A 20,937-nucleotide genomic window follows, 5' to 3' on the forward strand; every position below is an offset into this window, starting at 1 on the left:
TTACATGGTTTTCTTAGTAACTTTTGATACTTGTATTTAACATTTTTGTAAACATCGTTATATTTAAGGCTCATCGTTGTCAGGAGTTTATGGATGAACCTTACGATATCAGGGAAGTTGCAGCTCAGTTTTGTGCTGCTAGCCGTACTTTTTATGGCATCAGCGGTATTCACGTATCGCAACGTCACCACCGTAGAGCAATACGCCTCTTCATTACTTAAATCCGATTTACCGACCGTCGACACCAGTCGCGGTATCCAACAGTCCGTTCAAGCGTCGCTGTCTTCTATTCGAGCCTACATGTTACTAGGTGGCGATGAAGAGGCGAGCGCACGTCTGAGTGAGGACGTGCGCAATATCATGGCATCTACAGACGAGTCGCTTCCAACGTTGCAGGCTTTGATCTCTGAACAGGATTTTCAAGCGATTCAAAGCCAGTGGGATGCGGTCAAAGTCTCTTTGAACAAGCTGATTGAACTTAGCCACAGTGACGAGAACTTACCCGCGCACAACCTCTTTATTAACGAAGCGGCACCAATTGCAGAAGTGGCACTTGATCAGCTTCAAAGCTTAATCAATGAAGAGTCAGGAAACCCATTTGGTGGAGACAGAAAGCGTCTGTTTAAAGTCTACGCCGACAGCTATACCTCGCTCGCCAATGCTCTGTCTGCTTTGCGAGATTTCCTGTTGTACGGGCAGCAAGATCATTTGGACAAATACCACGACTTGATTAAGTACCACAATCAGTCCGTGGCGGAAATCGACAGTAAACTCGACAGACTGACTGATAACGACCAATCATTGTGGTCCCTGTTTAAGGAAATGCAGCAGCTGTACTTTCCTTTAGCAGAGCAGGTAATTGCATTGCGTCAATCGCCAGAGTGGAATGAATCAAACTTGTTAATGGCGAATGAACTGTTGCCAGCAGCGGATGCACTAGACCAAAGCTTAGAGACGATCGTATTGGCTCAACAAAGTCGTGCAGATCAAAGCGGACAGGGTATCAATCAATCGATCAAGAACGTACTCACCACTATGTTGATTGCGGCAGCGTTGGTTTTGTTTGCCGCGATAGCGATTTCAAAATACATGGGTAATACCATTGGGCGCCGAGTGAAGAACTTGTCGGAACGAGCAAAGACGATCGCTTCAGGAGACGTTTCTCAGCCTCCGCTCACCGTTGTTGGGAAAGATGAATTGGCAGACCTTACCGATTCGATTAACCGTATGAACCAATCGTTAGCGAGCATCGTGGCAGGGGTGAGTGAGAAAGCGCACCAAGTGGATACCAGCATGGGGGCTTTATTGGAATCGGCGCAAGTCACGTCATCGAATGTAGAGCAGCAACAGACCAGCATTGTTGAAATGGGAAGCCAATTGGATGAAATCGCTTTAGCCGCACGTAACACCCTAGATCAAGCCAATCAATCGGTGCAGAAGCTTTCTGATTCAAAAGGCGAGATTGAACAAGGTCGCGATGCACTAGAGCAAAACAAAGTCACCATGGAAAGCTTACATGGCAGCATTGAAACCGCGAGCACGCAAGTGACGCAGTTAAGCAAAGAGAGCGAAGCCATTGGTCGAGTTACAGAGGTGATTGAAGGCTTAGCAGAACAAACTAACTTACTGGCATTGAATGCGGCGATAGAAGCAGCGCGTGCGGGTGACCAAGGACGAGGCTTTGCGGTTGTGGCGGATGAAGTACGTATGCTGGCGACTCGCACTACTCAATCGACGACAGAAATCAACGGCATCATCAATGCGATTCAACGTTCGACTAATTCGGTGGTTGAGGAGATTGAACACAGCCAATCACTTGCAGAGCAGGGGGCAGAGCACATTGAAAAAGCGGTCACTCGTTTGCTCGCTACTACTGAGCAAATCGGTTCTTTGAATGAACAAATGGCAGAACTTGCTGCAGCGGCAGAGCAGCAATCGCATGCAACCAATTCGATCACTGGATTGATGTCTGATATTACACAATCAGTGGACGAGGTTTCGAATAACAGCCAACGTGCATCAGAGACGTCATTGCAAGTAAAAGAACAAGTTACTGAGCTGAATCAACAGATGGCAACTTTTAAAACGGCGTAGATAAGGTTTACGTCTGTTCATCTACTTTTGAACGTTAACCAAATAGTAAAAAAGCCCCAATCCTTTTTACACAAAAAGGGTTGGGGCTTTTTGTTGGATGATACGCCGATATTCGTCTATTTGCTCATTGGATTTAGCTATTTAAATCATAGTTAAAACCAAATTTTCTTCACCGAGCCGGAGTCGTAATATGACTCCATCGGCAGCAAATACTGCAAAAGAATTTTTAAACTTTATACCAATCCCGGTAAGAGAATCGTTCGTTACTACGATTGGTATCATCCTTCTAGGAGCAAGATTATGAACAAACAAGTAAGCCTAATTGGTCTAGACAGCGAACAATCAGCACAACTAGCTCAACAGTTAAATCAACTGCTAGCGCATTACCAAGTGTTGTACATGAACTCTCGCGGTTACCACTGGAACATTAAAGGTGCGCAATTCTTCGAACTGCACGTAAAATTTGAAGAGATTTACACTGATCTACAAACAAAAATCGATGAGCTTGCAGAGCGTATTCTAACTTTGGGTCACACGCCAGCGCACGCATTCAGCAACTACTTGGAAGCAAGTGAAATTAAAGAACATCAAAACGCGACTTCTGGTGAGGAGTGTGTACAAGGCCTAGTTCAAGGCTTTAGCGTTCTACTTCTAAAACAGCGTGAGATTCTACAAAACGCGGGTGAAGCAGATGACGAAGGTACAGCGGCATTGATGGGTGACTACATCCGTGAGCAAGAAAAATTAATGTGGATGCTTAACGCTTACCTACAAGGCTAAGCAGCGCATCACTCAAGCAATCCTTGGGAACGCATGAAACAATCGGGAATAAGTCATAAGGGGCACGTTGGTGCCCCTTTTTTTGTTTGCGTATTTTATATGTGTGCTTTATTTACGTGGTAAGGATTCGAAATGGCTCAATAAATCACTGAGTTCATTAAGCGCCAACGAGGCTGAATCATTGAAGGTTTCTTGATTACCGTGATGAACAAGGCAAGAGGGCATCTGAGCGTTATACGCTGCCTGCAAGTCGTAAAGGTAATCGCCGACATAAAGCACTTCATCCGGCATCAAACGCCACTCTTTCGCCAACACCTGCAAAGACAATGGATCTGGCTTGGGCGGGAAGCATTCACGAGTGATGACTCGCTCCACAGAGATTTGGTTGTGCTCTAGTTTGCGCTGCGTGGCGATTTGGCAGTTGCGTGTCACGATAGCGGTTTTGATTTCATTTTGATGCAAGTGGGCGAGCAATTCATGGCAGCCAATCATTGGAGCAGACTGCTCAGCATCAGAAATCTCGTAATCAAATATCACGTTATGAGCGTGCTCTCGATGATGAGGATGCTCAAGTGCGTCGACAAAATCCAATAGATCTTCACTCTGCGGACAACCCAGCTGTTGTCGCAATTCGCCGAAGTTCATATCAGAACTCACCAAGGTGTTGTCTAAATCAAACACCACGGCTTTAATTTTATCGAGCTGTAAAGGGAATGGAATCATAATGACCTCGTACAACTTAACCGAACTATCGTTTTAAAAAACAAAAGGTTATTGTTAAGTTTAGATTCTTCTGCTTAGATTGTACGAAAATAAATCAACCATGTATCACAAAACAAGGACGCGCATGATCATTCCTAAACCATTACAAAAAGGCGACACCATCGGCTTTTTCTCGCCATCCTCCCCAGCCACGGTATTTGCACCAGCGCGTTTTGAGCGTGCCAAAGCGTATGTGGAATCCCATGGTTACCAGCTAAAAGCAGGCAGCTTAACGGGTAAAACTGACCAATACCGCTCGGGTTCGATTCAAGAGCGAGTAGAAGAATTGAATGCGCTGATTCGCGATCCTGAAGTGCGCTGTATTATGTCGACCATTGGCGGTTACAACAGTAACTCTTTGCTGCCTTACATTGATTACGAGGCATTGAAGAGAGATCCTAAGATCATTGTTGGCTATTCGGATGTGACAGCTTTGCTTATGGGCATTTACGCACAAACTGGCATCGTCACTTTCTATGGTCCTGCTTTGGTGGCATCTCTGGGTGAATTCCCGCCATTGGTGGACGAGACCTTCGCTTCGTTCGAATCGATAGTGAATACATTAGATGGCTTGGAGCATCAATACGCAATGCCTCAAGGGTGGACGGATGAATGGATAGAGTGGGGCGAACAAGACCGCGCAAAGCAAACCTTGCGAAACCATTGGCACTTCAAAGGTGAAGGCAAGATCACAGGGCGTTTGATTGGCGGCAACCTTAATACCATGACGGGTATTTGGGCAAGTGAGTTTATGCCGAGTATCGAACAAGGCGATATTTTGCTAGTGGAAGATTGTTTGCAGGGCATTGAAACGGTCGAACGTTCTTTTGCGCTGCTCAAGCTCTCTGGTGTGTTTGATAAAGTTGGTGCGGTTGTGCTAGGCAAGCATGAAAAGTTCAATGATAAAGGCACAGGACGAGCACCTATAGACGTGTTACTAGAAGTACTTAACGGTCAACCACTGCCAATTTTGTATGACTTTGACAGCTGTCATACCCACCCAATGCTCACCGTTCCATTGGGCTCGACCATGACGCTCGATTTTGACAATGAAACGGTGGCAGTGAGTTTAAAGAGCTAGCTTTTTTTGACTCGTTCGTCAGAGAAAACTATTTCTCCTCAAGACGAAAGATTTTGCCGCTGTCGGTAGAAAAGTAGATATAACCATCGGGGCTGATGGTTATATCTCTTACTCGCTCACCAAGATTCTCCATCAATCTTTTTGATTCGGTGAGCTTGCCATTCTCAATAGAAACCACGTTGATGTGCGCCAGTTTCAATGCACCGGCGAGGATTTTTCCGTCCAACTCTGGGTATTTATCGCCACGGTACAAAATCATATTGCTGGGTGCGATAGAAGGGATGTATACCAACTTTGGATCTTCCATTCCCGGTAACGACTTAGCTTCCCCGACGTCCAACGGTCCCCAATATTCTTTACCATGAGAGACTTTTGCCCAGCCGTAGTTCGCGCCTCTCTTGATTAAATTAATTTCATCGCCGCCGCGTGGTCCATGTTCAATCGACCACAGCTGTTTTGTTGCTTCGTCGTAAAACATACCTTGTGGGTTGCGGTGCCCGTAACTCCATATCTCAGGACGAGCTTCGGAAGATTTGAATGGGTTGTCTTGTGGAACCGAACCATCAAGGTTAAGGCGCAGAATACTGCCAGCATGGGTTTGAGTGTCTTGCCCATTATCACGTTCGCCACGGTCACCGATTGAGAAGTAAACTTTGTTGTCAATAAATGAAATTCGACTGCCGTAGTGGCGACCTGTATCGGTGATGGCATCAGCAACAAAGAGATCTTTCCAACCCACAAGATGATTGTTTTGCAATTGCGCCGTCGCTAACGCCACCGTATTGCCTTTGCTCGTACGCTTGCTGTAGGTAAAGAAGAGTTGCGGATTTTGCGTATCGGCATTCGGTGCGAGCGCGACATCCAATAAGCCAGCTTGCCCACTGGTATTCACATCGGGAACGTTAAACAGCTTTTGAGGTTTGCCTGTGGTGATATCTAGCAACGAAACCGTACCGTTCTTTTCATTGACGATTACGCGTTGGCTATCTAAGAACTCGATCCCCCAAGGGATCTGAAATCCATTCGCCACTTCGTTAGCGCGGTATTCGGCAGCGTTGGCAGAAAAGGATAAACAAGCGAGTAGGGCTGCAGCAATCGTTCTCATGGTTCCTTCCAATATGAATCGCATTAATGCTTAAAAGCTAACACTAAAAGAGAACGTTTTGCAGAGCATGGATTGTATAAGAATGTAAAAAATCCCCGATACGAGATCGGGGATTGAATTAAGGCTAGAGAATTGTTTATGTAGCGAGATTACATCGCTTCTTCGAAGATCTTAGAGATTTCTTCGTGAGTTGCTTGTTTAGGGTTAGTGAAACCACAAGCGTCTTTCAGTGCGTTGTCTGCTAGTGTTGGGATGTCTTCTAGTTTCGCACCAAGCTCTTTAATACCTGCTGGGATACCCACATCTTTCGCTAGAGTAACGATAGCGTCGATTGCTGCCGCTGCACCTGCTTCAGCAGACATGCCTTCTACGTTTACACCCATTGCTTTTGCTACATCACGTAGACGCTCAGGACATACTTGCGCGTTGTAGCGCTGTACGTGAGGTAGAAGAATCGCGTTACAAACACCGTGTGGAAGGTCGTAGAAACCACCTAGCTGGTGTGCCATTGCGTGTACGTAACCTAGAGACGCGTTGTTGAACGCCATACCCGCCATGAACTGTGCGTATGCCATTTGTTCACGAGCTTCTAGATCTTCACCGTTTTTCACTGCTGTGCGTAGGTACGCTTGGATAAGCTCAATCGCTTTGATTGCTACCGCATCAGTGATTGGTGTTGCCGCGATAGATACGTAAGCTTCAATCGCGTGAGTTAGGGCATCCATACCTGTTGCCGCAGTTAGCGAAGCAGGTTTAGCTAGCATTAGCTCTGGATCGTTTACTGAGATAAGCGGTGTTGTGTGCTTATCAACGATAGCCATCTTGATGTGACGCTCTTCGTCAGTGATGATGCAGAAACGCGTCATTTCAGATGCAGTACCCGCAGTCGTGTTGATTGCGATAAGTGGCATCATTGGTTTTGCAGACTGGTCTACGCCTTCGTAATCTGCAATTTTGCCGCCGTTAGAAGCCACAAGCGCGATACCTTTCGCACAGTCGTGTGGTGAACCGCCGCCTAGAGAGATAACGAAGTCACATTCGTTATCAGTAAGAAGTGCTAAGCCGTCGTTAACGTTGCTGATAGTAGGGTTTGGTTGAGTGCCATCGAACACAACAGTTGCTACGTCGCGTTCTGTTAGTAGATCTTGAACCTGCTTTACTACACCGATTTGGTTAAGAATCTTATCCGTAACAATCAAACCTTTTTTAAAGCCTTGAGATTGGATGCTGTCTGCTGCGTCTTTCAAACAACCAGCGCCCATTAGGTTTACAGTAGGGATAAAAAATGCACTTGTCATATAACATTGCTCCGTCGTTATTTTTAATAATCTTTCTTAATCTGTCATTTACTCTTGCATACCTGACGAAGTTTCCTATTTGATCTAGCGCAATTTTACCCCCTAAGTAGTAGTGTTAAGAGTTAAAGTGTGAAATGGATCTTGTTGCACACCCTGTTGGTGCAACATTAAAGCAACAGATAGGAAATGATTTATTTATTACGCAAACGATTGGTAAAAATAACAAGTTTCGTACGGTTTATCTCTCAATTAGACTAAAGTATAAAAAATCCCCATTAATATGTAGTCTATCAATGGGGATTGGAATGGTGTGTTTTAAGCAAACGTTTTCTATTTAGGAGATTTTAACTAACTTATCTACTAGTTTTTCAATGCCTGACGCGGCTTGGGAGATATTCTCCGCTAACATATAAGCTGGTGTTGAAAGCACGTTGTGTTTTTCATCGAAATGGATTTCATCCACCTGACAATTGACGTGCTCCCCCCCCATATGACCGAATGCTGCTGCAGTGGCTTCATCGTTACCAATTGTGCCTTTTACACCTTGATCGTAAATCATAGGGATAATAGTTGGTGCGATGCATAAATAACCTGCAGGTTTGCCCGCTTGAGCGAATGCACGACACGCTTGGGCAACGTGAGTATTAATCGAACACTCCGCACCCGAAACGGCGAAGTCGGTTAAGTTTTTCGCGGCACCAAATCCACCTGGAAGTAGTAGGGCATCGTATTCATCAACGTTAAGTTTGGCGACATCGTCAATGTTTCCGCGAGCGATACGAGCTGATTCGATCAAGACGTTGCGTGTTTCATCCATTTCGTCACCAGTTAGGTGGTTGATGACGTGGAGTTGGTCAATGTTAGGTGCAAAGCAGTGCCAAGTTGCACCTGCCTTCTCGATGGCGTAGAGCGCCAATACTGCTTCGTGGATCTCAGAACCGTCGTAAACGCCTGAACCACTTAAAATGACTGCGACTTTTTTCATGATTGGATTCCTTTACTCTGAACGTTCCTTAGATTGTTCTTCACTATCTAGACCATGCGTTTCCGAATGTGTTTCAACGTTTTCACTCTCGTCGTCTTCTTCATAGTAGCGCACAACAAAGGGTGTCAGCATGACACTCGAAGGCAGAAAATGTTTCATATCGACTCCAACCGCTTAATAGAGTGGTTTTTATACCGATTTTGGAAAAAGAGTACGTTGAAGCGGATCATTTTTGAGTTAAGCTGCAGTTTCCTTTGGCATTCATGAGCAGTAGGTCACATAGATAACATGCAATCCTATCAGTTTCGTTTCACCCTTTATGGTTGTATCGCCATTCTCTCTTGGAGCTGTTTGCTAGGCATCGCAAGATTGGTGACAGAAAGTTTGGGACCCGTGGGTGGATCAGCCATGCTGTATTCTCTGAGCTCCATTTTTCTGTTGATTGTGGTTGGCATCCCAAAACTGTCATATTTCTCACCCAAGTATTTAGTTCTGGGTGGAGCGATGTTTGTTTGCTACGAGATCTTCCTCGCGCTGGCATTGGGCTACTCCAATTCTCGTTCTCAGGCGATTGAAGTCTCGATCGTCAATTATCTATGGCCGGCACTAACCGTTTTGTTTGCGGTATTGGGCAGTAACAAAAAGCCGAACTGGTTACTGTACCCGGCAGTTATGTTGGCATTCATTGGTGTGGCGTGGACGGTCAGTGGTGATAGCGGTTTATCACCGACGCAGTTAGTGGCGAACATCAGTAGCAATCCGATTGTTTACTTCATGGCATTTGCAGGCGCAGTCATCTGGGCGGTGTACTGCAATCTGACTCAAAGACAACAATCGAAGCACAACGCGATTACTTTGTTTTTTATCGCGACCGCGGTGTCTTTGTGGATCAAATACGCCTTTACTGATGAGCCGCCAATGGCATTCAGTTGGGAAGCGATGGGGTACTTAATTGCGTCTGCGGCTTTAATGGCGGGTGGTTACGGATTGTGGAACATCGCGATTGTGGGCGGCAATATGGTGTTTCTCGCAACCTTGTCTTACTTTACGCCGATTTTTTCTGCTCTGTTTTCCTCTCTTATTCTAGGCGTCACTCTAAGCCACAGCTTCTGGCAAGGAGTCGTAATGGTAACGGTTGGTTCGCTGATGTGTTGGCTGGTCACCAAAGAGAAGCGCGAAGCGGCGGGATGAACGCTGGTATAGAAATATGTAGAGCACGCTTGAGTGTCTTTCAGGTTCAAATCAAAGCAAGAAAAAAGCTCCCGAGATTGGGAGCTTTTCTTTTGAGTTCTAATGATTGTTTGGTGGCGCTCTAATAAGCGACGTTCAAGTTCAGTTGAAGCTTGAATCTGTGCTTCGATAGTCGCTTAGTAAGTTGCTTACGAGTGTGTTCTAGCGTATCAAGCTCTAGCGTGTCGTCATCCACATGCACGTCCACATTTACTCGCAGTTCTTGACCAACTTTAGTTACGCCAGCCAGTTTCAATTGGTGCTCAGTCACTTTTTCAATCTCAAGAACGTCTTTACCAACGCTCTGACACAACTCTTTGCTTGGTGTCATCATTAACAGTTCGCGTAGGGCACCAACTAGCATATCAAATGGTACTTTAAGGAAGTAGAAGCCCATCAAGACCATCATCATAGGGTCTGCATAGACCGCGTAGTGTGCGTATGGTGTTAGTGATACCAACCATGCAGCGATAAAACCAACCGTTACTGCCACGCTTAACAACGTATCCATTTGCCATTGTTTTTTCTCGGCTTCGATCAAACCTGATGAGAAACGACGACTTTTCTTCGCCATAAACCACCAAGCGTAACCACAACCAATCACGTTAACGACACCGAAGATGGTTGCGATGGAAGCGTCTACTTCACGACCGCCTGTCATCAACGCGGTTACCGCTGAAAATAATGAGAAAGAAACCACCACTAAAATAACAGCGGCTTTAATAGCGATAACGATAGGTTCAAGTACAGCTTTGCCGAAAGGAAAAATAGATTTTGATGGCTTGCTGATGTAGTAAGAAGCTGCCAGTGACAATAAAGTTAACAGCAGACTGACTAGAGAATAAACACCGTCAAAAACGATGACGATCGACCCAACAAGCAAGCCAAGTACCATCCCTCCAATTGCAAACCCAGATGCTAAAAGGGCTGAGAAGGTTAGGATACGGTTTTCGTTTTTGCTTGTCCTGTCACACATATAAGATGCCTTAAATTATTACACCCTTACATTCTTCTCCTTAGGGCAAATTTAAGCAAATGAAAACTGTGTGACATTTAAACGATAAAATGTTGATTTTGAATTATGTTTTTATTTTCAATGACTTAATATTGAATTTTACTGTCAATATAATTGACGCTCACTGCAATATGTTTAGAAGTCGAATAAATACTCGCTTAACTTATCGGCCAACCAACTCATTGCAGGATGCTCTGTTTGTCCATTTGGTACGAACATACAGTAGTCTTCTTGCGTCAAACCATAGGTGTGTTTGATCACCGCAAGTTTCTGATGTCTCAAGTAATGTCGGATCAATGGCTCTGGTAATACGCCCCATGCATCTTCTTCTAAAATGGTGTTCAGCATGTAGTCAAAACTGGAGAAGCCAATGTATCGAGTAGAAAAGGGTTGTAGCTCGGGGTTGTCTTTCTCATTCAAATACACCATCAAAGCTTGCATCTGGTTACGCAAATCTTCATCGGTGACGCGACGCATTTTGCTGAGTTGGTGATCGAAGCTGCATACTGACATCATGCGAATTTTGCCTAGAGGGTTGTAGACAATATGCGGATCGTCGACACGTTCGTAGTCCACGCCAAATGCAAAGTCGACTTGTTGTGTACTGACTAAATTTGAAAGGTCACCACTGGACGCCAATATTAAGTTGAAGGTTGTCGATGGGAAGCGATTGTTTAGAGTATGAGATAGCTCTTGCCACAGTTCGTCTGGCAGCGAGTCGTCACGTGCCACCCAGACCTCAGCGTTGAAGCCGTCAGAAACTTGAGCGCAGGTCTTTTTGATTCGTTGTGCGGTTACGAGCAGGTTTTCGCAGTCTTTGAAGATGGCTTTCCCCGCTTCCGAGAGCGTTAGTTGATTGCCTGTGCGAGTGAATAGCTCGACGTCTAAGTCTTTCTCAAGCGCTTTAATTGCCATACTGAGTTTGGTGCGGTTGCAATCGAGTTGACGCGCAGCCTCCGATACGGAGCCATATTCGGCGATGGTACAAAAAGCTTCGACTTGAGTTAAGTTCATGATTAAAAAAGACCTAAACTAAAAAGATGAGAATCGATAACGTAGATGAATGAGCGTACTGACGCTTAGAAAGATTATCGAAAAAAACACGGATTCGCCAGATAAGTCTATGGTGTTTTGGCGTTTTTGCGGTAATCTATGGGGGTTACAAGAAGTGAACATGGAGGCCACGATGGCACAAGATTGGGACGGCTTAGCAAAGAATTGGGAATCTAACCCAGCAACAGATCAATTTGCTCAGTCGGTGTTTGCACAGTTACAACAGCTTACTCAGCTTGATGGCATTAAAGTATTGGATTTTGGATGTGGGACAGGGCAGTTAAGCCAACTATTGTCGCCATCCGCAAAAGAGATTGTGGCGCTGGATGCATCTGAAGCCATGATTGAAGAGCTTGATAAGAAAGAGTTAGAGAATGTAGAACCAGTTGTTGACGCATTGACGCGTGGTCTAGTTGCTCAGCACCCAGCATTCCGTGGTCAGTTTGACTTAGTCGTTGCTTCTTCAGTTCTGGCTTTTATCGAAGACTACGAAACGTCTCTAGAGATTGCTCACTCGTTACTTAACGCTGGTGGTCACTTCGTGCATTTTGATTGGATCGCAGATTCAGCAAAAGAAGGCTTCACGCTAGCGAAATCAGAAAACGCACTTATCAAAGCCGGCTTTACTGAGGTAGAAACGAAGAAGGTCTTCGAAATCACATCAGACGGTCACACAATGTCAGTATTAATGGGTGTAGGTCGCCGTTAATCTCCGACAAAGAACATAAGAAAAGCGAGCTGTTTAGCTCGCTTTTTTGTTTTCTTTGATTAGCTAGACAAACGTGAGTTGTCGAATTTCTTCTAAAACATCCGGGTTCGCAATCGCACCTAAATTCTCGACTTCCTTACCATTTATGACTTGTTTGACTGCAAGTTCTACCAACTTTCCTGAGCGTGTTTTAGGAATGTCGCTGATGGCGAAAATTTGGCTTGGCACGTGCCTTGGCGAACAGGACGTTTTGAGGCGCGACTTAATCTCTGCTACTAACCTGTCATCTAAAGTGACGCCAGAAACGGTCTGAACAAACAGCCAAATTTGTTCGTTTCGCTCGATCTCTTTACCAACGGCAATGGAATCGACGATACCTTCAATGGCATTTACCTGCTGATAAATCTCCGCTGTGCCGATGCGCACACCGCCAGGATTCAACAATGCATCGCTACGACCGTAAAAAACAAACCCACCTTTGGCGCTGCGTTCGACATCGTCACCGTGATGCCAGATATCATCGAACTTGTCCCAATACGCGTTGTGGTAGCGCTCCCCTGTATCGTTCCAAAAGCCGACAGGGAAGTTAGGCATGGAATTGACACAGACGAGCTCACCGCGTTGTACACTCACGCTTTGACCTTGCGAGTCAAACACTTGAACATCAATACCCAAGCCGGCGTACTGGCACTCACCACGATAAACAGGCGAGATAGGATTGCCTAATACAAAGCAGCCACAGATGTCTGTTCCGCCTGAAATAGAAGCCAAGTGCAAATCTTGCTTGATGTGTTGATACACGTAATCAAACTGCTCTGGATAAAGCACTGAGCCCGTAGAGCACAAAGTTCTTAAAGCAGGGAGAGAGTAATCTTGGATTGGTGACAGTCCGGCTTTTTCTATCGCCTCTAGGTACTTGGCGGCAGTACCAAAGAGACTCACCTCGGCGCGCTGAGCTAAATCCCACAACACATTAGGTGCTGGATAAACCGGGCTCCCGTCGAAAATCACCAAGCACGCGCCACTCGCTAGAGCAGATACGTGCCAGTTCCACATCATCCAACCACAAGTTGTGTAGTAAAAGACGCGGTCTTTAGGCTGAATATCTGAATGAAGTTGATGTTCTTTAAGATGATTAAGAATCGTACCGCCAACAGAATGCACGATGCACTTAGGCTTGCCCGTCGTGCCAGAGGAATAAAGCACAAACAGCGGACTATTGAATTCCACGCGAGTGTAATGCAACGGAGCTGGGGAATACTGATTAATGATGTTTTGCCAATCGTGAGTACAAACATCGCATTCGAACACATGCGGTTTGAGGTATCCGATCTGGCACACTTGTTTCAGTCCATCGAGATGATCCGCGATGTGGTGGTTCTTCTCCGACATATCGAAGGTTTTTCCATTAAAGGTATAACCATCGCAGGTAAAGAGAACCTTTGGCTTCACTTGCCCGAAGCGCTCAATAACGCTTTCTACGCCAAAATCAGGGGAGGTGGACGTCCAAGTCGCGCCTAAGCTGGTGGTGGCTAGCATTGCAATAACGGTTTGTGGCATATGTGGTAAATAACCTGCAACCACATCGCCGTGCTTGATGCCACATTCGACTAACCATTGCTGAACGCTCGAGACCTCATCACAAAGCTGTTTCCATGTGTAAGTCTGTTTGTCGCCGCGCTCGTTTTCAAACCAAATCGCTAGCTCATCGGCTTGTTGCTCTGCCAAACTAAGCAGGTTCTCTGCGTAGTTAACTTGAGCTTGAGGGAACCACACGGCATCTCGATTTTGCATTGGTGATTGCCAACGGCTTTCGCCTACTGCTTTGACCATTTCACCTTGCGTCCCAATTAGGTCGCAAAACTGCCAAACCTCTTTCCAAAAATGTTCGTTATGCTCCAAAGACCATTGGTGCAAATCAGAGTAGTTTTTGAGCTTGAAACCCTGCCGATTAATGTGCTCGATAAACTGCGTGATATTGGCTTGCTCGATTCGATCTTTCGTCGGCTGCCAGACTTTGTTGCTCTCGCGCATAGCTCCCTCTATAACAAAGTTTTAACGTTTTCAGTCTGAGGTGAACAAGAAATAAAGTCAAACTCGTTGGAGAAACTAGCTCCTTATGTATATCAATGTGTTAGGCGTTAATGTAAAGAAAATGTTACACCTGAATTTTGAGTGGAAAATGGTCAGGGGATTGGAAGGACAAAAGAGTGTAGATAGGCTTAATGTAAAGGATTTGTTAACGGAGATGTGCAATGACTCAGTATCATTCAAAACCCGTCGATCAGGATGGAAGGGTAGAATGGAGCCATGAAGAGGATGCCATTTGGCGCGACTTGGTAACAAGACAAATGAGCGTGACTCAAGACCGTGCATGCAACGCGTATCTACATGGACTCAAGCTACTCGATTTGCCTCATGACCGCGTGCCACAACTGCCCGAAATCAATCGTGTTTTGATGGAAACAACGGGCTGGCAAGTGGAGCCAGTACCTGCGTTGATCGACTTTGATCGTTTCTTCAATTTGCTTGGCAATAAACGCTTCCCAGTCGCGACGTTTTTGAGAACACGAGAAGAGTTTGATTACCTACAAGAGCCAGATTTCTTCCATGAGATCTTCGGTCATTGTGCCATGCTCACCAACCCTGATTTTGCCGCCTTTACCGAGCATTACGGACAGCTCGGACAAGCCGCGACACCAAAGCAGCGAGGGTACCTTGCGCGTCTATATTGGTTTACAGTCGAGTTCGGCTTGGTTCAAGAGGGTAACAAAACCAAGATCTACGGTGGCGGCATCCTTTCATCTCCGGGAGAAACCATCTATTCATTGGAAAGCGACATCGCGATTAGAGACGAGTTTGACCTGCAAACTGTGCTAAGAACCCCTTACCGCATCGATATCATGCAGCCGAAATACTACGTGATTGAAGATTTGTCCCAGCTTTTCCAAATTAGCCAACTGAATTTATTGAAACAAGCCGATCTAGCGATTGAAGCCGGATTGCTTCCACCACTTTTTGAACCAAAGGAACCTGCTCATGTTGAATGAACAAAAATGCGAAGCTTGTAGTATCGATGCCATTGCACTTAGTATAGAGGAACAACAGTCTTTGCTGCTGCAATTATCAGATTGGCAGATCATTGAGAGAGATGAGATTCCTCAACTTGAGAAGGTCTATAAGTTTAAGAACTTCAAACAAGCGTGGGCGTTTAGCAACAAGATTGCCGAGCTTGCAGAAGATGAATTCCATCACCCATCTATCTTGCTGGAGTGGGGCAAAGTGACCATCACGTGGTGGAGCCATTCTATTAAAGGTCTGCATAAGAACGACTTTATCTGTGCTTCGAAGTGCGATGCATTGGTGATTGAGGAATAGAGCTGAGTGATTATGCTCACTCGTTATAAACAAAAAGCGCCCGGACTGAAGTTCGGGCGCTTTACTTTTAATTTTGTTCTCTTGAAGAGTGGGTATTAAAGCTCAATTCGAAACACAGATGTCGTACCTGACACTTCATTACCAACCGCGATAAAGTGTTGTCCGTTACGAGCAAAGTAGTTGATTGACTCTGGAGCCAAATCACCTGCTTTTGGATTGTAAGTGTCGTTCGTGCATTCGCCATCTTCCACCTCTGTACAAACTGGTTGGCTGTAATCACGACGGTTTACGTAATGCAGGAACTGCGCTTGTTTCGGGTCTGTGATGTCATAAATCATGATGCCACCTTGGCGCTCCAAACCGATGAACGCATAATGACGACCATTGATTTGTGCTACTTCAATCGCTTCTGGCTCAATGCCCTTGTCGTCGCTGCGGTCATCGCCACTGTCATTGCTATCGTTGGTGCTGTTGAAGTTCTTACTTTCATTCATTAATGCGATGGTCGCGAAATCGTCACCATTATCGAAAACCAACTCACCGTTTTCATCCCAAATAGAGAACGAACGCGCGCCAAAGGCTTGAACATTGTCTTGCGCAGAAAGCGTTTTTTCTGGCTTAATCACTTTTAGACGCGCGAGTTGCTTGTTGTCTTTTAGCGCCTCTGCCAGCGGGTGATCTGCCGCAACTTTCAGCTTCTTACCGCGCACTTCATCAACATGGCTTAAACAGGTGCCTTGTTCAGAAGTATATTCATCTGTACCGAGGTAATCGTCTTCATCCCACTTAAAGCCTGCTTGGTCACATAGAGCTTGTGTTGTTTTGAAGCCATATTCACGACCGTCACCTTCGTTGGCAGAGAGGATGTAAGTTTTGCCATCTACCGAATAACTGTCGAGGGTATCTGGCATGTATAGACCAACCAGTTGAGGGTAGCTCTTAAAGTTGCCAATGATTTTGTCTTTGTTCGAAGCATCCAGTTTTGAATCAGACCAAGATTTCTCGCCCAGACCCACAATCTTCTCTACCGATTTGCTTTCAGGGTTTACGATTGCCATTGCATTGTTCTCTTGCAGTGCAACGTAGATTTTTCCATTGTCTGCAAAAGTGAGGTATTCCGGTTCAAGATCTTGCGCCACCGTGGCATTTGGACCAGAGATTCGAACATCAGCTGGTAATTCAGACTTACGTGTACCATCAAACTCATTGAAACCAATCTGCGTGACTTCTGCTTGGTTTACGCCTTGGCTCAAGTCGATCAATGTGATGCTGCCTTCTGGATCGACGCTGTAGTCACCATTTGGCTCACCTTCGTTTGCTGTCGCAATGTATCTGCCGTCTTTTGAGAAGCCAACCATGTCCGGCAATGCGCCAGTAGGGAAGGTGGTGATTAGCGACAAATTATCCGAGCGGTACAAGCCAACAATGCCATTCGCCTGCTTATTACTGTTTTCAATCGCTACAGCGACTAAACCATTAAAGACAGCAACGCTGTTTGCCGCACCAATTTCAACGCCTGCCGCTTCACCTGCACTGTTGAGATCAATGAATGCGGTTTGCGTTGGTGCGCTGTTGTCATCCATAGAAAGCACATCGACACGCTTTTCTTGAGCGTTGACCACGTAAAGCTTGTCAGTACACGCATCATATTGAACGATTTCTGCTGCTGATGTATCGAACGGTGCGTCAGCGATAGACGTTCCCATAAAGGTCAAACCTTGGATGGATGTCTCCCCAGCAACAGGTGCTACCGATGCTTTACATTGGGCTGCAAACGAAGAGAGAGAATCGTCAGGTTGAGATGAACATGCGATGGCAAGTGAAGATAATGCCAATACGCCTATTGCCTTAAATGGGGTGGTCATGATATTTCCTTATTAAGCAGATACAATGTTGCTCAATGCACCTAAATTAGATATCTATTCATTCACTACAACAGTGAGGAATAGTGCATTGATTGAAGTGTTATGAGGGGCTGTTGATCTTTCGCGGTTAAATTTTGTTCGAGATAAAATCGTTTTAGGCGAGGCAAGGAGTGTGTCGCCTAGTCGTTCTAAGCAAATACTCCTTAACAAAGCATGAAACGATTTTAGCCGAACCCTCCGGGCAGCGTTTGTTGGTCATTTCTACCGCGTTATCGACTTCTCATGTAGGCTAGCTACATAGCAAAGTCTCTGCCTTGTATAAATGTCCAACAATTCGCTGCAAAAATCAGCTCGAAAGGTCAACAGCCCCTAAATAAGGCTCTGAATATATTTATGATTTATGACTCTTATATTGGCTTTTGATGAAACAAATGTGTCAGTTTTAATCAGAACGTATGTCGAACACTTGAGATGAAAAGACACTAGGAACTAGAAATAATGGAACTTAAAGAATTTTTGGATGCGCTAACGGCATCACCTGAGACAGTAGAGTTTGAAACGACAATGGCAGCGATAGAGGCAAACTACGCGTTTACGCCAGCGGCTTTTGTGAATGGTGAAACGCACAATAATGCAGGTGAGAATAACGGCTCGTGCAAGATCTTCGCGTTTGGTCAATTGAATAACCTAAGCAAAGAAGCAACGTTGGCGTGTTTTGGTCGCTTCTACCGAGATGACGTATTGGCACATCCAGAGAACAACGACCATCAAAACATTCGTAACTTTATGGTGACAGGCTGGGATGGCGTGAAGTTCGAATCCCAAGCGTTAGCGCAGAAATAGTTCGCAGAACTTACCTTCATTTCAATGATAGCCAGTCCGTTATGTCCTATATTCGATAGGCTAGGCGACTGGCTTTTTCTCCAAACATTTACGACACAAACAAAGCTGTCCCGCTTCTGGCTTGGGTAGATCTCTGGTCTCAATATCAAAGCACCAGCACGTCTCTTTCCCCGCAGCAATATCGCAGTGCGCATTCGTGCCACACTCAGGGCAAGAGTGGGTTGAGTCATTTCCAACCAATTGCTCGATGATCGCGTCTCGTTGAGCATCAGACTTATCTTTCCACAGCACGATTTCTTCCATGGTTCGGTGGCAACCAGAACAGATTCCGCCGTTATTTTTACAGGCTGCGCGGCAAGGTGACTTCATTATTTTTCTCGTTATGCTTTCCAGTAAGCGGCGTACTTTAACATGAAATGATACTTCGCGAATCTCTATCCTTGACTCAACAAAATAGCTATTGAGTGAATAAATACTGGTCAAATTTATATGGAATGATAAACTGTATATTCAAAGTTTGAGGAGTTGGTATGTTTAAGTCATTGGTTGAGCGCTTGTTTAAGGCGACGGTAGTTGTATCTCTGGGTTTCATCTTGAGTGGATGTGCTGGTGGCCCCGTCGTCAGTGCGACGAAATTCACCAGTTATAAAGATTTTCGTCCTGGTCCAGAGGGTGGGGTCGATCTCGTTTGGGCGAGAGCAGGCTTGCGCGATGCTGCTCGTTTGAAAGAGAAAATGGATGAATACGACAGCGTGGTAATTGATCGAGTGATGGTTGTGGTTCAAGAATCTGAGCTCGATGATGAAGAAATCAATGAATTGACGACTTACATGGTTGAGCAGTTAAAAGCGCGCATCTCTCCTGTCAAAAAGATTGTCGACCAACCCGGTGAAACAACACTTCGCTTGAGCATTGCGGTAAGTAATGTGGAAACGCCGAATCCCGTTCTTGCTGTCACCTCAAGCATTCTGCCGGTTGGCTTGGGGATTTCTACCATCTCAAAAATAACGACAGGTGAGCACACCAATGTAGGCTCAGCGACGGTGGAGTTACTGGTGAGCGATTCTGAGAGTGATGCGCCTTTGTTCGCGGCGATTGATCGTCAAGCAGGAAACAAAGACTTCTCAACCATGATTGACTCTTTAGACGATGCTAAAGACGCAATTAACTGGTGGGTCGATCGCTTGGGTGTTACTCTTAGCCAAGATTTATCCCAACAGACTCCGTAGTATATGTTAGAAAAAGAAAACCTTATTAAACTCGCTCGAATGCAAATGCCGTTTGGCAAATACGCTGGGCGTGTTCTTATTGATCTTCCAGAAGAATACCTACTCTGGTTTGATAAAAAAGGTTTTCCGGAAGGGGAGTTAGGCGAACTGCTAAAGCTCTGCCTCGCACTTAAAATTGAAGGCTTGGACAGTGTTGTTAAGCCTTTAAAGCGCATGTAGCCTGCCACAGAAACTCCCTATTTTTGATTTAAAGAATTACCATGAATTTTGATATTAATGCACTGAAACACCACCAACTGGTCGAAGATGGTCAACTAGAAGGGTGCTACCTTCATCAACCTGCAAAGGGCAGTCAGCAAGATGACAAAGCGGTTTTGGCAGAACGCCAAGCGTTGGAAAAGATGGGGTATAAGGTGATTCAGGTCCAAGCTAAAGGCGGAACCACAACGTTTGCTGAGGCAATGCAAGAGTTTGCGCAGAAGACGGGGCTCCAGTCCAAGTAATAAGCGAATGGAGCAGGGCTTTTTATGTCTGGCTTATTGGCTTCTTTGATACTTTTTCGCGATCTAGAACGCACAAAAAAGCCCGTAGCATCACGCTTACGGGCTTTCTTAATTCGTTTTAACTAGGCTTTTTCAGGCGCTAGGCTTTTTTTTTCCTGTTGCATTTTCGCAAGGAAGTACACGTTAACACATGCAATAAAGCCGTTTGTTAGTACTACTGGCCATGAATCAATCATCAAACCGTAAGCTGTGAAAAGCGCACAGCCGATAAAGTTAAGGATACGAAGCTTAACGATATCTTTCATAGTTAGTGAGATTGCAACCATGATTGAAGCCGCGTAGCCTAGAATCTCAACCATATTCATTTCCATTATTTGACCCTCTTAAATCTGCCGAATTCTGTCGGTACCACTTCTTCTCATCTTGAGATTAACGAGGAAGCTCCATGCCTCGAATGGTCTTGTTCGTTTTGATGGGTGAACTATAGCAATGGAAAAACCGTGATGAAAGCCTCAAATCAAGGTTAAGAGAAGGTTAGCGATTACGCAAACGTTTAGGAAAAAAATCATTGATAATTTTACTTATTATGTTGATTGATAATAACGATGTCACCAATAGATAAAACAAAGTTGAAGAAATAAGAATTATCGCATACTATTGCAAATGAGAATTATTTACAATTAAGTCGATATTATGCCAGTAGCCATCAGTTTCTTGTTTTCGTTTGCTCTAATGATGCGTACTAAACCTCATACATGGGGCGTGATTCTTCACGTTTTAACACATGTGTTGATGCTACTTCTTATCCCTTCTGACTATGTTGTCCAATACCTTATGGTGATGTTTTTCTCTTCTCCATTCCTTATTCGACTTGCAAAACGCTCCTCTTCTTATGACATCTTATTTGCCTTTTTACCGCTTCTTATCGGTACTGGCGGGATGATGTTTACCGCTTAAAATCTGCTGGTTTCTACTTTTTACAATTAAGGTCTAAGCTTTAATTAATA

General features: G+C 45.0%; 23 protein-coding genes. 12 read left to right on the top strand and 11 right to left on the bottom strand.

Annotated elements, in window-relative coordinates:
- The first annotated feature begins 93 nt into the window (after positions 1-93).
- Both ABMY42_RS02460 and ABMY42_RS02465 read left to right on the top strand, forming a co-directional pair.
- Positions 94-2,094 carry a methyl-accepting chemotaxis protein gene (locus tag ABMY42_RS02460; protein WP_349265916.1) on the top strand — a complete coding sequence of 667 codons (2,001 nt, stop codon included), beginning with the start codon at positions 94-96 and terminating at the stop codon, positions 2,092-2,094.
- Positions 2,095-2,394: 300 nt separating this feature from the next.
- Entirely contained in the window at positions 2,395-2,874 is a 480-nt protein-coding gene (locus ABMY42_RS02465) for a Dps family protein (protein ID WP_005388254.1), read from the top strand.
- A gap of 108 nt (positions 2,875-2,982) precedes the next feature.
- Here ABMY42_RS02465 and ABMY42_RS02470 read toward each other — a convergent pair whose 3' ends face one another.
- The gene (locus ABMY42_RS02470) at positions 2,983-3,597 is read right to left on the bottom strand and encodes an HAD family hydrolase (protein WP_005442617.1); all 615 of its coding nucleotides are present in this window, start codon (positions 3,595-3,597) and stop codon (positions 2,983-2,985) included.
- 124 nt (positions 3,598-3,721) lie between these two features.
- Between ABMY42_RS02470 and ABMY42_RS02475 the strand changes: the two genes are divergently transcribed.
- Positions 3,722-4,717, top strand: a complete 996-nt coding sequence (locus tag ABMY42_RS02475; RefSeq protein ID WP_349265917.1) for a S66 peptidase family protein — start codon at positions 3,722-3,724, stop codon at positions 4,715-4,717.
- A gap of 28 nt (positions 4,718-4,745) precedes the next feature.
- Here the strand turns inward: ABMY42_RS02475 and ABMY42_RS02480 are convergent, their stop codons facing one another.
- The 4 genes from ABMY42_RS02480 to ABMY42_RS02495 all read right to left on the bottom strand — a co-directional run bounded on the left by ABMY42_RS02480 (position 4,746) and on the right by ABMY42_RS02495 (position 8,264).
- Complete coding sequence (locus tag ABMY42_RS02480) at positions 4,746-5,822, bottom strand: PQQ-dependent sugar dehydrogenase (protein ID WP_349265918.1); 1,077 nt, start codon at positions 5,820-5,822, stop codon at positions 4,746-4,748.
- 149 nt (positions 5,823-5,971) lie between these two features.
- Positions 5,972-7,120 carry an L-threonine dehydrogenase gene (gene yiaY / locus ABMY42_RS02485; protein WP_005442614.1) on the bottom strand — a complete coding sequence of 383 codons (1,149 nt, stop codon included), beginning with the start codon at positions 7,118-7,120 and terminating at the stop codon, positions 5,972-5,974.
- A gap of 334 nt (positions 7,121-7,454) precedes the next feature.
- A complete protein-coding gene (gene elbB / locus ABMY42_RS02490) occupies positions 7,455-8,105 on the bottom strand; it encodes an isoprenoid biosynthesis glyoxalase ElbB (protein ID WP_050923462.1) in 651 nt (216 codons plus the stop codon).
- Between the two features lie 12 nt (positions 8,106-8,117).
- Complete coding sequence (locus ABMY42_RS02495) at positions 8,118-8,264, bottom strand: hypothetical protein (protein ID WP_005453721.1); 147 nt, start codon at positions 8,262-8,264, stop codon at positions 8,118-8,120.
- Between the two features lie 129 nt (positions 8,265-8,393).
- Between ABMY42_RS02495 and yddG the strand changes: the two genes are divergently transcribed.
- On the top strand, positions 8,394-9,296 hold the full coding sequence (gene yddG / locus ABMY42_RS02500) for an aromatic amino acid DMT transporter YddG (RefSeq protein WP_272760408.1): 903 nt from the start codon (positions 8,394-8,396) through the stop codon (positions 9,294-9,296).
- A 121-nt stretch (positions 9,297-9,417) separates the two neighbouring features.
- Here yddG and ABMY42_RS02505 read toward each other — a convergent pair whose 3' ends face one another.
- Both ABMY42_RS02505 and ABMY42_RS02510 read right to left on the bottom strand, forming a co-directional pair.
- A complete protein-coding gene (locus ABMY42_RS02505; protein WP_050938438.1) occupies positions 9,418-10,311 on the bottom strand; it encodes a cation diffusion facilitator family transporter in 894 nt (297 codons plus the stop codon).
- A gap of 174 nt (positions 10,312-10,485) precedes the next feature.
- Complete coding sequence (locus ABMY42_RS02510; protein WP_017188876.1) at positions 10,486-11,364, bottom strand: LysR family transcriptional regulator; 879 nt, start codon at positions 11,362-11,364, stop codon at positions 10,486-10,488.
- Positions 11,365-11,413: 49 nt separating this feature from the next.
- Here ABMY42_RS02510 and ABMY42_RS02515 point away from each other — a divergent pair, with 49 nt between their 5' ends.
- A complete protein-coding gene (locus ABMY42_RS02515) occupies positions 11,414-12,112 on the top strand; it encodes a class I SAM-dependent methyltransferase (RefSeq protein ID WP_005453728.1) in 699 nt (232 codons plus the stop codon).
- A gap of 63 nt (positions 12,113-12,175) precedes the next feature.
- Here the strand turns inward: ABMY42_RS02515 and ABMY42_RS02520 are convergent, their stop codons facing one another.
- The gene (locus ABMY42_RS02520) at positions 12,176-14,146 is read right to left on the bottom strand and encodes an acetoacetate--CoA ligase (RefSeq protein WP_349265919.1); all 1,971 of its coding nucleotides are present in this window, start codon (positions 14,144-14,146) and stop codon (positions 12,176-12,178) included.
- Between the two features lie 221 nt (positions 14,147-14,367).
- On the opposite strand from ABMY42_RS02520, the gene phhA reads away from it, so the two are divergent.
- Both phhA and ABMY42_RS02530 read left to right on the top strand, forming a co-directional pair.
- Positions 14,368-15,162: a phenylalanine 4-monooxygenase gene (phhA, locus tag ABMY42_RS02525; protein ID WP_349265920.1), complete on the top strand. Its 795-nt coding sequence runs from the start codon at positions 14,368-14,370 to the stop codon at positions 15,160-15,162.
- Positions 15,152-15,490, top strand: a complete 339-nt coding sequence (locus ABMY42_RS02530) for a 4a-hydroxytetrahydrobiopterin dehydratase (protein ID WP_349265921.1) — start codon at positions 15,152-15,154, stop codon at positions 15,488-15,490. Before phhA ends, ABMY42_RS02530 begins: the two co-directional genes overlap by 11 nt.
- A 95-nt stretch (positions 15,491-15,585) precedes the next feature.
- On the opposite strand, the gene ABMY42_RS02535 is transcribed toward ABMY42_RS02530, so the two are convergent.
- The gene (locus ABMY42_RS02535) at positions 15,586-17,355 is read right to left on the bottom strand and encodes a choice-of-anchor I family protein (protein ID WP_349265922.1); all 1,770 of its coding nucleotides are present in this window, start codon (positions 17,353-17,355) and stop codon (positions 15,586-15,588) included.
- Positions 17,356-17,853: 498 nt separating this feature from the next.
- On the opposite strand from ABMY42_RS02535, the gene ABMY42_RS02540 reads away from it, so the two are divergent.
- Positions 17,854-18,198: a HopJ type III effector protein gene (locus tag ABMY42_RS02540; protein ID WP_050908828.1), complete on the top strand. Its 345-nt coding sequence runs from the start codon at positions 17,854-17,856 to the stop codon at positions 18,196-18,198.
- 60 nt (positions 18,199-18,258) lie between these two features.
- On the opposite strand, the gene ABMY42_RS02545 is transcribed toward ABMY42_RS02540, so the two are convergent.
- Complete coding sequence (locus ABMY42_RS02545) at positions 18,259-18,567, bottom strand: cysteine-rich CWC family protein (protein ID WP_045418186.1); 309 nt, start codon at positions 18,565-18,567, stop codon at positions 18,259-18,261.
- Positions 18,568-18,728: 161 nt separating this feature from the next.
- On the opposite strand from ABMY42_RS02545, the gene ABMY42_RS02550 reads away from it, so the two are divergent.
- From ABMY42_RS02550 to ABMY42_RS02560, 3 genes are read left to right on the top strand one after another with little or no spacing between them, the layout of a single operon-like run.
- Positions 18,729-19,427: a DUF3313 domain-containing protein gene (locus ABMY42_RS02550; RefSeq protein WP_152164169.1), complete on the top strand. Its 699-nt coding sequence runs from the start codon at positions 18,729-18,731 to the stop codon at positions 19,425-19,427.
- A gap of 3 nt (positions 19,428-19,430) precedes the next feature.
- The gene (locus tag ABMY42_RS02555; RefSeq protein ID WP_005433583.1) at positions 19,431-19,646 is read left to right on the top strand and encodes a DUF3820 family protein; all 216 of its coding nucleotides are present in this window, start codon (positions 19,431-19,433) and stop codon (positions 19,644-19,646) included.
- A gap of 41 nt (positions 19,647-19,687) precedes the next feature.
- Complete coding sequence (locus ABMY42_RS02560) at positions 19,688-19,930, top strand: hypothetical protein (RefSeq protein WP_009696087.1); 243 nt, start codon at positions 19,688-19,690, stop codon at positions 19,928-19,930.
- Positions 19,931-20,052: 122 nt separating this feature from the next.
- On the opposite strand, the gene ABMY42_RS02565 is transcribed toward ABMY42_RS02560, so the two are convergent.
- The gene (locus ABMY42_RS02565; protein WP_009696088.1) at positions 20,053-20,301 is read right to left on the bottom strand and encodes a YgjV family protein; all 249 of its coding nucleotides are present in this window, start codon (positions 20,299-20,301) and stop codon (positions 20,053-20,055) included.
- Positions 20,302-20,623: 322 nt separating this feature from the next.
- On the opposite strand from ABMY42_RS02565, the gene ABMY42_RS02570 reads away from it, so the two are divergent.
- Positions 20,624-20,887 (top strand): hypothetical protein, encoded by a 264-nt coding sequence (locus ABMY42_RS02570; RefSeq protein ID WP_005453751.1) that lies wholly within the window; start codon positions 20,624-20,626, stop codon positions 20,885-20,887.
- Positions 20,888-20,937 lie beyond the last annotated feature (50 nt).

Origin of the sequence: Vibrio sp. SSH13-20 (assembly GCF_040104475.1) — a bacterium.
Taxonomy (GTDB): Bacteria; Pseudomonadota; Gammaproteobacteria; order Enterobacterales; family Vibrionaceae; genus Vibrio; species Vibrio harveyi.